The sequence below is a fragment of the Achromobacter sp. CF-sbj1-Ac2-l genome, assembly GCF_052698165.1.
In genome coordinates this window covers 4,015,892-4,028,441 of the sequence record NZ_CP199855.1, presented here as the reverse complement: position 1 = coordinate 4,028,441, position 12,550 = coordinate 4,015,892, and the positions used below count along the sequence as shown (strand labels likewise).

Annotated in this window: 15 protein-coding genes; 5 read left to right on the top strand and 10 right to left on the bottom strand. The window is 70.5% G+C overall.

The window, feature by feature from the left end; translation table 11 throughout:
• Window positions 1–47 precede the first annotated feature (47 nt).
• The 10 genes from ACUDCK_RS18260 to ACUDCK_RS18215 all read right to left on the bottom strand — a co-directional run bounded on the left by ACUDCK_RS18260 (window position 48) and on the right by ACUDCK_RS18215 (window position 9,227).
• Window positions 48–467: a copper resistance protein NlpE gene (locus tag ACUDCK_RS18260; RefSeq protein WP_175166707.1), complete on the bottom strand. Its 420-nt coding sequence runs from the start codon at window positions 465–467 to the stop codon at window positions 48–50.
• A gap of 133 nt (window positions 468–600) precedes the next feature.
• A complete protein-coding gene (locus ACUDCK_RS18255) occupies window positions 601–1,518 on the bottom strand; it encodes an SMP-30/gluconolactonase/LRE family protein (RefSeq protein WP_054502021.1) in 918 nt (305 codons plus the stop codon).
• 16 nt (window positions 1,519–1,534) lie between these two features.
• Window positions 1,535–2,533, bottom strand: a complete 999-nt coding sequence (locus tag ACUDCK_RS18250) for a Bug family tripartite tricarboxylate transporter substrate binding protein (protein ID WP_175166708.1) — start codon at window positions 2,531–2,533, stop codon at window positions 1,535–1,537.
• A gap of 59 nt (window positions 2,534–2,592) precedes the next feature.
• Window positions 2,593–3,543, bottom strand: a complete 951-nt coding sequence (locus ACUDCK_RS18245) for a Bug family tripartite tricarboxylate transporter substrate binding protein (RefSeq protein WP_175166709.1) — start codon at window positions 3,541–3,543, stop codon at window positions 2,593–2,595.
• Between the two features lie 70 nt (window positions 3,544–3,613).
• Complete coding sequence (locus ACUDCK_RS18240; RefSeq protein WP_064527803.1) at window positions 3,614–4,684, bottom strand: cyclase family protein; 1,071 nt, start codon at window positions 4,682–4,684, stop codon at window positions 3,614–3,616.
• Window positions 4,685–4,695: 11 nt separating this feature from the next.
• Window positions 4,696–5,643: an NAD(P)-dependent oxidoreductase gene (locus ACUDCK_RS18235; protein ID WP_064527801.1), complete on the bottom strand. Its 948-nt coding sequence runs from the start codon at window positions 5,641–5,643 to the stop codon at window positions 4,696–4,698.
• Window positions 5,640–6,323: an RraA family protein gene (locus ACUDCK_RS18230; RefSeq protein ID WP_020928512.1), complete on the bottom strand. Its 684-nt coding sequence runs from the start codon at window positions 6,321–6,323 to the stop codon at window positions 5,640–5,642. The genes ACUDCK_RS18235 and ACUDCK_RS18230 overlap by 4 nt, the downstream gene beginning before the upstream one ends.
• 39 nt (window positions 6,324–6,362) lie before the next feature.
• The gene (locus tag ACUDCK_RS18225; protein ID WP_064527799.1) at window positions 6,363–7,358 is read right to left on the bottom strand and encodes a Bug family tripartite tricarboxylate transporter substrate binding protein; all 996 of its coding nucleotides are present in this window, start codon (window positions 7,356–7,358) and stop codon (window positions 6,363–6,365) included.
• Between the two features lie 26 nt (window positions 7,359–7,384).
• Entirely contained in the window at window positions 7,385–8,251 is an 867-nt protein-coding gene (locus ACUDCK_RS18220) for an amidohydrolase family protein (RefSeq protein ID WP_064527797.1), read from the bottom strand.
• 7 nt (window positions 8,252–8,258) lie between these two features.
• The gene (locus tag ACUDCK_RS18215; RefSeq protein ID WP_020928509.1) at window positions 8,259–9,227 is read right to left on the bottom strand and encodes a Bug family tripartite tricarboxylate transporter substrate binding protein; all 969 of its coding nucleotides are present in this window, start codon (window positions 9,225–9,227) and stop codon (window positions 8,259–8,261) included.
• Window positions 9,228–9,311: 84 nt separating this feature from the next.
• Between ACUDCK_RS18215 and ACUDCK_RS18210 the strand changes: the two genes are divergently transcribed.
• The 5 genes from ACUDCK_RS18210 (at window position 9,312) to ACUDCK_RS18190 (ending at window position 12,497) form a co-directional block, all read left to right on the top strand.
• The gene (locus ACUDCK_RS18210; protein WP_054502028.1) at window positions 9,312–10,061 is read left to right on the top strand and encodes an IclR family transcriptional regulator; all 750 of its coding nucleotides are present in this window, start codon (window positions 9,312–9,314) and stop codon (window positions 10,059–10,061) included.
• A 156-nt stretch (window positions 10,062–10,217) separates the two neighbouring features.
• Entirely contained in the window at window positions 10,218–10,613 is a 396-nt protein-coding gene (locus ACUDCK_RS18205; RefSeq protein WP_144654844.1) for a GFA family protein, read from the top strand.
• Window positions 10,614–10,703: 90 nt separating this feature from the next.
• The gene (locus ACUDCK_RS18200) at window positions 10,704–11,177 is read left to right on the top strand and encodes an OsmC family protein (protein ID WP_020928506.1); all 474 of its coding nucleotides are present in this window, start codon (window positions 10,704–10,706) and stop codon (window positions 11,175–11,177) included.
• 22 nt (window positions 11,178–11,199) lie between these two features.
• Window positions 11,200–11,847: a glutathione S-transferase family protein gene (locus ACUDCK_RS18195; protein WP_081273637.1), complete on the top strand. Its 648-nt coding sequence runs from the start codon at window positions 11,200–11,202 to the stop codon at window positions 11,845–11,847.
• Between the two features lie 74 nt (window positions 11,848–11,921).
• Window positions 11,922–12,497 carry a GNAT family N-acetyltransferase gene (locus ACUDCK_RS18190; protein WP_064527790.1) on the top strand — a complete coding sequence of 192 codons (576 nt, stop codon included), beginning with the start codon at window positions 11,922–11,924 and terminating at the stop codon, window positions 12,495–12,497.
• The last annotated feature ends 53 nt before the right edge of the window (window positions 12,498–12,550 follow it).

The following is a 12,550-nucleotide window of genomic DNA, read 5'->3' as shown; positions in this document are numbered from 1 at the left end:
CGGCAGGGCGCGGGGCCCGCCGCCGGCGCGCGGCCGGTGACGCCGCGCTATTGCGCGCGGCGCAGCACGTAGTGCGGCGCCAGCGGACCGGTGGGGCGGGTGCCGTCGCGGTACAGCATGATCACCTGGTTCTCGGCGACGAAGTAGCGCTGGCTGTCGCCGGAGGCGTCCAGCCGGATGGTGCTGCCGTCGGATTCCCAACTGAAGGTGCCGGCCACCGCTTCAGGCTGCGGCTGGCGATCCAGGTATTGCGTGGCGCGCTCGTAGCGGCCGTCCTTCATCAGCGTCAGGCGGGTGCGGATGCCGGGGCAGTCGGCGCAGGGCAGGGTGCCCTCGTAGCTGCCGGGCCAGTCCAGCGAGTCGCGCGCCGTGTGGTTGTCCACGGGCACGGCGGCCGTGTGTCGGGAAGGGGCGCAGCCGGCAAGCAGGGCGACTGTCAGGGTGCAGGTCAAGGTGGTTTTCATCATGGCGAGCTCCTGTGTTGCGGTGCGTCCACGATACGGACGCACGCCCATCCTTGCTGAAACGGGATGTAAAGGCAAGCGCGGCGGGCCCGTCGCGCAGGCGCGGGATCCCGCCGGGCAAGGAACCCGGAGCGCGTCAGCGCGGGGCAGCGGCCAGCAGGCCCGGATGGGGCGCGCGGGCGGTCAGGATGGTGCCTGTCACCGACTCGGTGCAGAACAGCGTGCGGCCATCCTCGCCGCCAAAGGCGAGGTTGGTGGTCGACATGCCCTTGGGGCTGCGCCAGACGATCAGCGGTTCGGCGCGATGGTTGAGCAGCCACACGTAGCCCAGCCCCGGATTGCAGACAAGCAGGTTGCCTTCGCGGTCCACCGCCAGGCCATCCGGGCCGCTGGGGCCGTAAGAGGTGAAGAACTGGCTCACCTTGCTGACGCTGCCGTCCGCCATCAGCGGCACGCGCCAGACGCAGTTGCCGCGCGTCACCGCCAGGTACAGCACCTTGCCATCCGGCGACAGCGCCACGCCATTGGGGCTGGGGATGTTGTCGAGCAGGCAGTCGAGCTGGCCGCCGGGACGCAAGCGGTACAGTCGGCCGCTGGGATCGTGCAGGCCGCTCTGGCCCTGGTCGGTGAAGTAGATATTGCCCTGCGCATCGAAGGTCAGGTCGTTCACGCCCTTGAAGCGCTCGCTGTTGCGCCGGGCCAGGTAGGGCGTGACCTGGCCGCTGGCCACGTCCAGGACCATCAGGCCATTCTTGTAGTCCGTGATCAGCAGTCGGCCGTCGTCCAGGAACTTCATGCCGTTCGGTTCGCCGTCGTATTCGGTCACCAGGGTCCACTGACGGTCGGGCCCGATGCGGAACACCCGGCCCCAGGGGATGTCGGTGACGTACAGATTGCCGTGGCGGTCGAACACCGGGCCTTCCAGGAACGAATCGACCGGCGCCCCGGCGCGGTTGGCGTCGGCCCAGTCGCTGCGCTGGAGGCGGCGGAAAGCGTCGGGCATGGCGCTCCATGCTTCGAAGGGCGCCACCTCGGGCGGTTGCAGGAAAAACATGGCGTCTCCTCGGTGTCTATTTGGCGTCGTAGCCGATGCTGCGCGCGACGTTGCCCCACATCACGTTGCTGTCGGCCAGGATGCGGCCGAATTCCGCCGCGTCGGCGGCGCGCGGCTCGGCGCCCATCTTGGTGGCGAAGGTCTGCATTTCCTCGGACGCCATGGCCTTGGCGACCTCGCGTTGCAGGCGTTCGGTGACTTCCGGCGGCGTGCCTTTGGGCGCCCACAGGCCGGTCCAGTTGACCACGCCGAAATCCTTCACGCCAGCCTGCGCGAATGTCGGCACGTCGGGAAGCACCGCCAGCCGCTTGGCGCCGCTCACGGCCAGCAGGCGCAACTGTCCGCCCTGCGCCGGCCCCATCAGGCCGGTGGTCGAGGCGAACTGGAAGTCGATCACCTTGCCCAGCACCGCCTGCGTGGCTTCGGCGGCGCCCTTGAACGGCACGTGCATGAATTTCACGCCCGTCGCCCGCGCCAGCCCTTCGGCGGCGAAGTGCGGCGTGGTGCCGGCGCCGCCCGAGCCGTACGTCACCGAGTCGGGCTTGGCGCGCGCCCGCGCCACCAGGTCGTCGAGCGTGCGATACGGGCTGTCGGCCGCCACCGCCAGCGCCATGGGCGCGAAGATGAAGGCCGTGACCGGCTGCAGGTCCGCCGCCGGATCGAAGGGCAGTTTCTTGAAGATGTGCGGCAGCAGCGAATAGGTGGTGTCGTTGGCCACCAGCGTGTAGCCATCGGCCGGCGCGCGGGCCACCTGGCTGACGCCGATGGTGCCGGTCGCGCCGGGCTTGTTCTCCACCACGAAACTCTGGCCGGTCTGCGTCGACAGCATCTGCGCGACCTTGCGCGTGGCCACGTCGACCGCGCCGCCCGGGCCGTAGGGCACCACGATCCGCACCGGGCGGCTGGGCCAGGCGTCCGCGGCATGGGCAACGCCGCCCGCCAGGAGTGTCGCGGCGGCCGCGACGAGCAGCGCGGTGCGCCGGGGGGAGTAGCGGGTGCGATTACGGTGATTCATTTGTCGTCCTCTGTTTTTATGCGGGAATGTCATTCGGCCTTGAGTCCTCGCAGGCCGCGTCACTCCTTGTGGATGCCGGCATCGGCCAGGATACGGGCCGAACGTTCCATCTGGTCGTCGATGAAGGCGCGGAATTCGGTGGCGGTCGAGCCCACCGGCTGCGCGCCGAGTTCCTGCAGGCTGTGGCGCAGCGCCGGGTCCTGCAGCGTGGCGCGCAGCGCCTGCTCGATGCGCGCGGCCACCTCGGGCGGCACGCCGGCCGGCGCCAGCACGCCGTTCCACTCGTACACCGAATACTGCGGCACGCCGCTCTCCGCGACGGTGGGCAGGTCGGGCAGCGCCGCGATGCGCTCGGGCGATGTGACCGCCAGCGCGCGCAGCTTGCCGCTCTTGACCAGCGGGTAGGACGCCGCCATGTTGCTGAACATCATATCGATCTGGCCGCCCATCAGGTCGGTCAGCGCCGGCGCGCCGCCCTTGTAGGGGACGTGGGTGAGTTCCAGCTTGTTTCCCTGCGCGTACCAGGCGGCGGCGATGTGTTGCGCGGTGCCCTGGCCGGGCGTGCCGAACGTCAGGTGGCCCTTGCGCGCGGCGGCCGTGAGGTCCTCGATGCGCTGGTAGGGCGACTGCGCCGGCACCACCAGGAGGTTGGGCGTCAGGCTGATCAACGAGATCGGCAGGAAATCCCGCCGGCTGTCGTAGCTGAGTTTCTTGTAGAGCGAAGGATTGATGGCGAACGCCGTGGCGTCGTAGAGCAGCGTGTAGCCGTCGGCGGCGGCGTGCGCCACGCTGGCCGCGCCGATGGTGCCGCTGGCGCCGGGCTTGTTCTCGACCACCACGGTCTGGCCCAGGCGCGCGCCCAGCTTCTGGGCCACCAGGCGGGCCTGGGCATCGGCGGCGCCGCCGGCGGAATAGGGCACCACCAGCTTTAGCGCGCGGTCGGGATAGTCGGCGGCGGCCACGCTGGCGCAGAACGCAAGCGCCAGGGGCAAAAGGCGGAACAGTTTCACGAGATCGTCTCCTTGTGGAAAGCGCGCCGCCTGTGCCGGCGGCTGCGCCTGGTTGGTTTTTTTCAGCGTTTCAGACCGTGGCGATGGGCGTGGCCGGTGAGCCGGCCGCGCCCGGCAGGCGCAGCGGGGGCGCGGTCAGCAGGAAGCGGTGGCGCCCGTTGGCGCGCAGCCAGCGCGCCAGCGGCGTCAGCCACCACAGTTCACCCAGGTGGATGCCGTTCTTGAACAGGCAGTGCTCGTGCAGCGGCAGGCGCGGGCGTCGCAGCGGCGTGGCCGCGCCCCCCAGGGCCACCGGCCGCACCAGCTCGACGGCGGGGTTGTCGGCGATCAGGCAGGCCAGGCGCGCGTCGACGATCCAGCGCAGCAGGCGCGCATCGTCGCCGTCCAGGCCGCTGCCGGTGGCGTGCAGGTGCGCGACATCGGGCTGGCGGTTCATCGACATCAGCGTGTCGCCGAAGCCGGTGTGCAGGCACACCATGTCGCCCGGCTCGATGGCCACGCCGTCGGCCTCCAGGATGCGCATCAGCGCGTCGTAGCCCACGGCGGCGCGCGTGCGGCCGACATGGGCCTCCAGGTCGATCAGCACGGCGCGGCCCTGCACGCCATGTTCGGCCAGTTGCTCGATGCCGAGTGCCCCGGCGCGGGGGCCGGGAAAGCGGGCCCAGTCGGCCACGGCCTGCGGATCCTCCGCGGCCGCGACGATTTCGGCGCCGGCCCGAAAGCCGTTGTAGAACACCGCCTCGGCCCGCCCGTCGCCATCGGCATCGAACCGGCTGCCCATGTGCGCCAGGCTGTCCCACTGCGTGGAATACTGCGTATTCATCAGCAGCACGTCGTCGCACACCACATCGGTGAGCAGCGGATCCTCCGACGCATAGGACCAGCAAAAGCCCTGGGCGCCCGCGCTCTTGCCATCGCGCAGCGTGGCGTAGCGTTGCGGCGGCAGGCGCCGCGGGTTCAGCGCCATGCCGCCCGGCACGTCCAGCGGCAGCGACAGGCAGAACGTCAGGCCCTCGCGGACTTCCGCGATGCCCTGCAGCACCTTGGCGCGGTCCACCAGGTTCATGCGGCCGCGCTGGTCGTCGGGGCCGAATTCGCCCCAGTTGCTGTCCGGCGGCGCGTGCTTCCATCGTTGCTGCATGGCGCGGCTCCTCAGGCGGGGGCGGCCGCGCGGGCCAGCACGTCCAGGGCATTGCGCGCGGCGGCCACGCCCATGTTGACGTAGGCGGCGCTGGTCACCCCGCCGACGTGCGGGCTGAGGAGAATGCGCGGCTCCTGCTGGAAGGGGTGGCCGGCCGTCATGGGCTCGACGGCGAAACTGTCCAGGCCGGCGGCGCGGACCTGGCCCGAGCGCACCGCCTGCAGCAACGCGTCTTCATCGACCAGGCCGCCGCGCGCGGTGTTGACCAGGACCACGCCGGGCTTGCACTGCGCCAGTGTCGCCGCGTTGACCATGCCGCGGTTCTCGTCGGTCAGGGGGCAATGCAGCGATACCACGTCGGCCTCGCGCCAGATCGCGTCCAGCGGCACGCTGGCGATGTACTCGGGCAGATCGCGCGCGTAGGGATCGAAGCCGATCACGCGCATGTTCATGCCGTGCGCCATGGCGGCCATGCGCCGGCCGATGGCGCCCAGGCCCACCAGGCCGATGGTCTTGCCGTCCAGCTCCAGGCTCTTGTGCGTCGACTTGTCCCAGTGTCCGGCGCGCATGCGCCCATCCAGGCCCACGACCGATTTGGCGCAGGCCAGCAGCAGCGCCAGGGCGTGTTCCGCCACGGCGGCGGCGTTCACGCCCACGGCGGCCACGACCTGGATGCCGCGCTGGGCGGCGGCGGCCTTGTCGATGGTGTCGGTGCCGCTGCCGTGCTTGGAAATCACGCGCAACGCGGGCGCGGCGTCCATGGCGGCGGCGCCCACCTTGCTGTAGCGCACGATGATGGCGACCGGGTTGTGCTCGCGGCACAAGGCCACGATTTCCTCTTCGGCGGGTGTCTTGCCGGCAAACACCAGATTGAAATCCTGCAGCAGCGCGATGGCTTCCGGGGCCAGGTCGGCCGCGGTCACGACGATGGCGGCCTTGCCTGTGGCGGTCTTGTTCACAGCGATTCCCCTTCCTTGAGCACGCCGGCGGCGCGCAGCGCCGCCGACAGCCACTTGGCCTCGGTGTCGCCGGCCTGGATCGCGGCGATGCGCGCGGCCTCGTCGCGCACCTTCTTTTCGGCGGCCGGCAGCAGGCCTTCGATTTTCTCGCGTTCGACCACCACCACGCCGTCGGCGTCGCCGATGACGAAGTCGCCGGGGTACACGGTCACGCCGCCGACCGACACGGGATGGCCGATGCGGCCGGGCACGTTCTTGGTGGGGCCGTTCGGGTTGGTGCCGGCGGCGAACACCGGATAGTCCATTTCGATGATCTCGACGCTGTCGCGCGCCGCGCCATCCATCACCACGCCGGCGATGCCGAGCTTGCGGCAGGCGTTCATCATGATGGTGCCCATCAGCGCCGAGCTGAGGTCGCCCTTGCCGTCGATCACCAGCACGTCGCCCGGCTTGGCCAGGGAAATCGCGGCGTGGATCATGAGGTTGTCACCGGGGCGCACCTCCACCGTCAGCGCCGTGCCGGCCAGCTTCATGCCCGGATGCAGCGGGCGGATGCGGCCGCTGAGCGCGCCGCGGCGGCCGGCCACGTCGGCCAGGATGGCCGGTTGCAGTGCCGCCGCGCGGCGCACGATGTCGGCGCCGACGCGCGGGAAGTCCTTGATGATGTCCTGGTTTGCCATGAGTGTTCCTGTGAAGAAAGAGAAAGTCGGGAGGGCGGGTCAGGCCGGCTTGATGCCGGCATCGCGGATGACCTTGCCCCATTTGTCGAAGTCCGCCCTGCGGGTGGTGTCCAGGGCCTGCGGCGTGCCGCCGGCCAGCGTGATGCCGAGCTGCTCGGCCAGCGCCGTGAGCGCCGGGCTCTGCAAGGCGCGTCCGATCCCGGCGTTGAGCCGGGCGATGACGGGCGCGGGCGTGGCGGCGGGGGCGAACACGGCCTGCCATTGCTCCACCACGAAATCGCTGAAGCCGGCCTCGGCCATGGTTGGCACCTGCGGCAAGGCCGGCAGACGCTGCGCCGACGTGGCGGCGAGCGCGCGCAGCGCGCCGGTCTGCACGTGCGGCAACGCGGCCGCCGCGGGAATGAAGGCGAATTGCACCTGCCCGGCCAGCGTGTCCTGCAGCGCGGGCGTGTCGCCCTTGTAGGGCACGTGCAGGAACCGCGCGCCGCTCTTTTGCTGCAGCAGTTCGCCCTGCATGTGCAGGATCGTGCCCGTGCCGCCCGAGGCATACGCCAGGCTTTGCGGCGCCTTTTTCGCGGCCGTGATCAGGTCGGCGACCGTGTGGAATGGCTGGTCCTTGCCCACCACCAGGAGATGGGGAATGGTGCCGATCATGATGACGGGGGCGAAGTCCTCCACCGGGTCATAGGTCAGCTTGCCGAGGACGTGCGGCGCGATCGCCTGGGGCCCGATCGAGGTGCCCAGCAGCGTCAGGCCGTCCGGCTCGGCGCGCGCCACGCGGGCCGCGCCAATGGTGCCGGTGGCGCCGGGACGGTTGTCGACGATCACGCGCGTGGCCAGCAGCGCATCCAGTTGCTGCGCGATGGCGCGGCCCAGCACGTCGGTGCTGCCGCCGGCCGGATAGGGCACCACCCAGGTGATGGTCTTGCCGGCGGGCCAATCCTGCGCGGCGCGCGCGCTGAAGGCCGCGCCCGCCGCCACGGCCGCGCCAAGCGCGAGGAAGCGCCGGCGCGAGAGCGAATAAGAGGTCTGCATGGGTTGTCTCCGTGTTGTTCTGGTATTCATGCCGCAAAGCCGTACAGGGCCGCCGGGTTGTGCACCAGGACCTGGCGCAGCCGGGCGCTGCCGGCCCAGTCGGCCAGCCGGTCGAGCTGGCGCGCGTCGTCGGGCATGGGCTGCATGCCGGCCGACGCCGAGGCGTGTGGCCAGTCGCTGCCCCAGACGATGCGTTCGGGATTGGCGTCGAGATAGCCGCGGGCCAGCGCATCCAGCGCGGGATCCTCGATGCTGTGGCGCGGGCTGACGAGGTAGCCGCCCGACAGCTTGAGCCAGGCGCGGCCCTGGCCGAGCAGGCGCAGCACCAGGGCATGGGCCGGATGCGCGCCGGCCTGCGCCGGGCTGATGCGGGCCATGTGATCGAACACGATCGGCGCCGGCAGGGCCGACAGCAGGCCATCCAGTTGCGCCAGCCGATCGGGCGGCATCAGCAACTGCACATGCCACCCGAGCGGGGCGACCCGCGCCGCCAGCGGCAGCACCTGGTCGATGGTGCTCGTCACCCCCAGCGAAAGGTTGAGCCGGATGCCGCGCACGCCGGCGTCATGCAAGGCTTGCAGTTGCGCATCGCTTTCGCTGCCATCGATCACGGCCACGCCGCGCGCCTGCCCGCCCAGTTGGGCCAACGCATCGAGCATGGCGCGGTTGTCGGCGCCATAGGTCGATGGCGTGACCAGCACCGCGCGCTGGGTGCCAAGGCGGGCCTGGATCGCGCGGTACTGCGCCATGGACGCGTCCGGCGGCAGCAGCCTTGCGCCCTTCACCGCCGGGTAGAGGGCGTCATACGCGTGGATGTGGCAGTCGCACGCCCCGGGCGGGGCGGCGGTGGCCGGCCTGGCGTCGCCGCTGGAGTAGGCGTAAAGGGCAGCCACGGCCGGATCACTCCACCTTCGCGCCCGAGTCCTTGACGATCTTGCCCCAGCGGATGCGGTCGTCGTGGATCAGCTTGGCGAACGCTTCCGGGGTGTCGGTAAGCACGCGCGCGCCCTGTTCCTGGTACTTGACGCGCAGCTCCGGCGTCTGGAGCGCCTTGTTGAACTCGGCATTCAGGCGCTGCACGATGTCCTTGGGCGTGCCGGCCGGCGCGGCCAGGCCGAACCAGGTCACGGCCTCGAAGCCGGGGAAACCGCGCTCGGCAATGGTGGGCACGTCGGGCATGTCGGGCACGCGCTGCGCCGAGGTCACCGCCAGCGCCCGCATCTTGCCGTTGCGCACGTGGCCGATGAGCGTCGGCACGGACGACAGGTACATGTCGATCTGTCCGCCGATGAGATCGTTGGACGCCTGCGCCGCGCCCTTGTAGGGGATGTGCGTGAGCTGGATGCCCGCCGCGTTCTGCAATTGCACCGCCGCCAGGTGGGCCACCGTGCCGTTGCCGGAGCTGGCGAAGTTCAAGGCCCCCGGCTTGGCCTTGGCCGCCGCGATCATGTCCTCGAAGGTCTTGAGCGGCGAGTTGGCCGGCACCACGATCACCAGCGGCGCGTCGGCCACCAGGCCGATGGCGGTGAGGTCCTTCTCGGGGTCGTAGGGCAGCTTGGCGTACAGCGTCGGGTTGATCGCCAGGTTGCTGGTCTGGCCCAGCACCAGGGAATACCCGTCCGGCGCCGACTTGGCGACGGCGTCCACGCCGATGTTGCCGCCCGAGCCGGGGCGGTTTTCGGTGACGATGTTCCAGCCGGTGTTGCCAGCCACCTTGATCGCCGCTTCGCGGGCCAGCACGTCGGTGCCGCCCCCAGGCGGGAACGGCACGATCAGCCGGATGGGTTTGTCGGGGTAACCCTGGGCGGCGCCCAGGCTGGTCATGCACATCAGGGCCAGGCCCGACAGCAAGCGTGCGAACGGCTTCATGTTTTGTCTCCGATATTTGTTTTTGATGGAAGGAATTGTCGGAGGATGTTCCGTCCAATACAATACGAGTTCATACAGCGGAACATGTTTCATATGACGAACGATGACCTGCCTCCGGAATCCACCGACGCGCCGAGCGAAGAGGGCGTCGTGGCCGTGCGCCGCGCGATGCGCATCCTTGAAGCCTTTGGCGTGGAGGATCCGCATCTGTCGCTGGCGGAACTGAGCCGGCGCACCGGCTGCCATCGCTCCACCGTGCTGCGGCTGGCGCGCACCCTGGCCATGGACGACTACCTGGCGCAGCGGCCCGACGGCACCTGGCGCCTGGCGCGCGCCGCCGGCTGGCTGGGCGCGTGTTACCAGGCCACCTTCAACATCGTCGAGGTGGTCCAGCCGATCCTGCGCGAGCTGTCGGCGGCAACCGGCGAGAGCGCGACGTTCTACGTGCGCGAAGGCAAGCAGCGCATCTGCATGGCGCGGGTCGAAGGCCCCAGGTCGATCCGGCACCACGTGCGCGTGGGCGCGGCCCTGCCGCTGGAGCTGGGCAGCCCCGGCCGCGTGCTGCTCGCCTTCTCCGGCGAACCGGGCGAACCCTATGAGTCGGTGCGCCGCGCCGGCTACATGGTGTCGCTGGGCGAACGCGATCCCGAGGTCTCCAGCATCTCCGCGCCGGTCTATGGCATCAATTGGGCGCTGCAGGGGGCGGTGTGCATCTCGGGGCCGATTTCGCGCCTGGGCGAAAGCGTGCTGCATGAACTGAAGGAGCCGATCCTCGCCGCGGCCAGTCGCCTGTCGCGCTCGCTGATGGGCGCGCGGCAAGGGCAGGGCGCCTGACGCGGCTGCGGCGGCCGGCCAGGCCTTGCGCCGTGGCCGCGCATGTCCGCCGCCGCCCGCCATCCTGGCCGTATCGGCGCGGCGCGCCAATCAGGCCCGCGCTACGCTCATCGGCGGGCCCGCGGCATCGTGCCGCGGGCGCGAAGGAGCCTCATCATGCAAGGAAGCTGTCTGTGCGGCGCCGTGGCCTACCAGGCGCGGCGCCTGGCCGGGCCCATCGTCCATTGCCATTGCGCCACCTGCCGCAAGGCGCACGCGGCCGCGTTCGCCTCGACCGCCCGGGTGGCGCGCGCGGATTTCCGCTGGACCCGTGGCGTGGACGCGCTGGGCGCCTATGAATCGTCGCCCGGCAAGATCCGCCACTTCTGCACCCGCTGCGGCGCGCACCTGATGGCGCACTGGGTGGCGCAGCCGCAGGTCATCCTGCGCGTGGCGACGCTGGACGACGATCCCGGCGCGCGGCCGCTCGCGCACATCCACACCGCGCACGACGTGCCGTGGCTCGATCATGGGCCGGGCGTTCCGTCCTATCCGGACACCATGCCGGGATAGCGCGCGCCGCCGTCCCGTTTCCGGCGCGTGGCGCATGCGCTACGCTAGCGATCTTTGCGCGCCGGCGTGGCGCGCCGCGAGGAAGCCGCAATGAAAGGCGAACACCATTACGACGTCGGCGTGACCTGGACCGGCAATACCGGCAAGGGCACCGCCAGTTACACCGCATATGCCCGCGACCACGTGATCCAGTCGCCGGGCAAGCCCGATATCGCCGGTTCGGCCGATCCCGCGTTCCGCGGCGACCCGGCGCGCTGGAATCCCGAGGACCTGTTGGTGGCCTCGCTGTCGGCCTGCCACAAGCTCTGGTATCTGCATCTGTGCGCGGTCGAGAACATCATCGTCACAGCCTACCGCGACGACGCCCACGGCGTCATGCGCGAAGACCCCGAGCGCGGCGGCGCCTTCGCCTCGGTCACGCTGCGGCCCGAGGTCACCATCGCCGCGGGCGGCGATGCCGGACTGGCCGAAGCGCTGCACGCCCGCGCCCACCATTTCTGCTACATCGCCAATTCGGTGAACTTCCCGGTGCTGTGCGAGCCGCGCATCGTCGTGGCCGGCTGACACGGGAGGACAGGCCATGACCCTGCCGACGATCTGGGGCCGGCGCAGTTCGTTCAACGTGCAGAAAGTGCTTTGGCTGGCGGGCGAATTGGGCCTGGCCTACGAACACATTCCCGCCGGCGGACAATTCGGCCTGCTCGATACGCCGGATTTCCTGCGCATGAACCCGCATGGCCGGGTGCCGCTGCTGCGCGATGGCGACACGGTGGTGTGGGAGTCGCACGCGATCCTGCGTTACCTGGCCGCGCGCCATGGCGCCGAGGCCTTCTGGCCGGCCGATCCGGCGCGCCGCGCGCGCGCCGACGGCTGGATGGACTGGGCCCAGACGGCGTTGCAGCCGGCATTCCTGTCGGGCGTGTTCTGGGGCTACTACCGCACCCCCGAGGCGCAGCGCGACCTGCCCGCCATCGCGCGCAGCCTGGCCGCCACCCATGCCTGCCTGCGCCAGCTCGACGCGGTGCTGGCCACGCAACCCTATCTGGGCGGGCAGGCCCTGACGCTGGCCGACATTCCCGCCGCCACCGCGCTCTACCGCTACTACGAGCTGGACATCGCCCGCGAGCCCCTGGCGCACGTGCGGGCCTGGTACGACCGCCTGCGCGAGCGTCCCGCCTATCGCGAGCACATCATGGTGCCTTTCAGCGAATTGAAGGGGCGGCTGGATTTCTGACGGGCGCGGGCCTGTTAATCTGTTCCTGGCCGGCGCGAGCGCACCGGCCCATCCTTTGCCACGTAGCCCTCTTCATGTTCCTGCCTCTTTCCGACTGGCCGCGGCGCGCGCCCGAACTGGGTATCGCCGGTCTGCGCCTGCGCCCGCTGCGCGACACCGACGCGGCCGATTGGCATGCCTACCTGCGCGACGACAACGTAACCCGCCACACCAGTTGGCAACTGGACGGCCCGGATGCGCTGGCGTCGCTGATCCAGGGCTATGCCGACCCCGCCGCCAGCCATTGCGTGCGGCTGGCCATCGTCGAGGCCGACGACCGCCTGATCGGAACCATCGGTTTGAACGAGATCGCGCCGGGCGCGCGCCGTGCCGAAATCGCCTATGACCTGGCGCCTTCGCACTGGCGCCGCGGCATCGCCACGCAGGCCTGCGAAGTCGTGTCCACGTGGGCCTTGCAGACGCTGGGCCTGGCGCGGGTGCAGGCCACCGTGCTGGATACCAATACGGCGTCGGCCGGCGTGCTGGAGCGCTGCCGCTTCCACCGCGAAGGGCTGCTGCATCATTACCGGCAGGTGCGCGGCGAGCCTCGCCATTTCTGGATGTACGCGCGCATCTGGCCGCCCCCGCTGGTGGGCGCCGAATGCGGCTAGGCTTGCTTTCCCACGCCGCGCGCCCGGTGGGGCCGGGCCGCCATTTCCTTTCG

What these genes read in the sequence shown, in the direction of transcription:
- ACUDCK_RS18260 (WP_175166707.1), bottom strand. Translation starts at nt 467, where the DNA reads ATGATGAAAACCACCTTGACCTGCACCCTGACAGTCGCCCTGCTTGCC.
- ACUDCK_RS18255 (WP_054502021.1), bottom strand. Translation starts at nt 1,518, where the DNA reads ATGTTTTTCCTGCAACCGCCCGAGGTGGCGCCCTTCGAAGCATGGAGC.
- ACUDCK_RS18250 (WP_175166708.1), bottom strand. Translation starts at nt 2,533, where the DNA reads ATGAATCACCGTAATCGCACCCGCTACTCCCCCCGGCGCACCGCGCTG.
- ACUDCK_RS18240 (WP_064527803.1), bottom strand. Translation starts at nt 4,684, where the DNA reads ATGCAGCAACGATGGAAGCACGCGCCGCCGGACAGCAACTGGGGCGAA.
- ACUDCK_RS18230 (WP_020928512.1), bottom strand. Translation starts at nt 6,323, where the DNA reads ATGGCAAACCAGGACATCATCAAGGACTTCCCGCGCGTCGGCGCCGAC.
- ACUDCK_RS18225 (WP_064527799.1), bottom strand. Translation starts at nt 7,358, where the DNA reads ATGCAGACCTCTTATTCGCTCTCGCGCCGGCGCTTCCTCGCGCTTGGC.
- ACUDCK_RS18215 (WP_020928509.1), bottom strand. Translation starts at nt 9,227, where the DNA reads ATGAAGCCGTTCGCACGCTTGCTGTCGGGCCTGGCCCTGATGTGCATG.
- ACUDCK_RS18210 (WP_054502028.1), top strand. Translation starts at nt 9,312, where the DNA reads ATGTTTCATATGACGAACGATGACCTGCCTCCGGAATCCACCGACGCG.
- ACUDCK_RS18205 (WP_144654844.1), top strand. Translation starts at nt 10,218, where the DNA reads ATGCAAGGAAGCTGTCTGTGCGGCGCCGTGGCCTACCAGGCGCGGCGC.
- ACUDCK_RS18200 (WP_020928506.1), top strand. Translation starts at nt 10,704, where the DNA reads ATGAAAGGCGAACACCATTACGACGTCGGCGTGACCTGGACCGGCAAT.
- ACUDCK_RS18190 (WP_064527790.1), top strand. Translation starts at nt 11,922, where the DNA reads ATGTTCCTGCCTCTTTCCGACTGGCCGCGGCGCGCGCCCGAACTGGGT.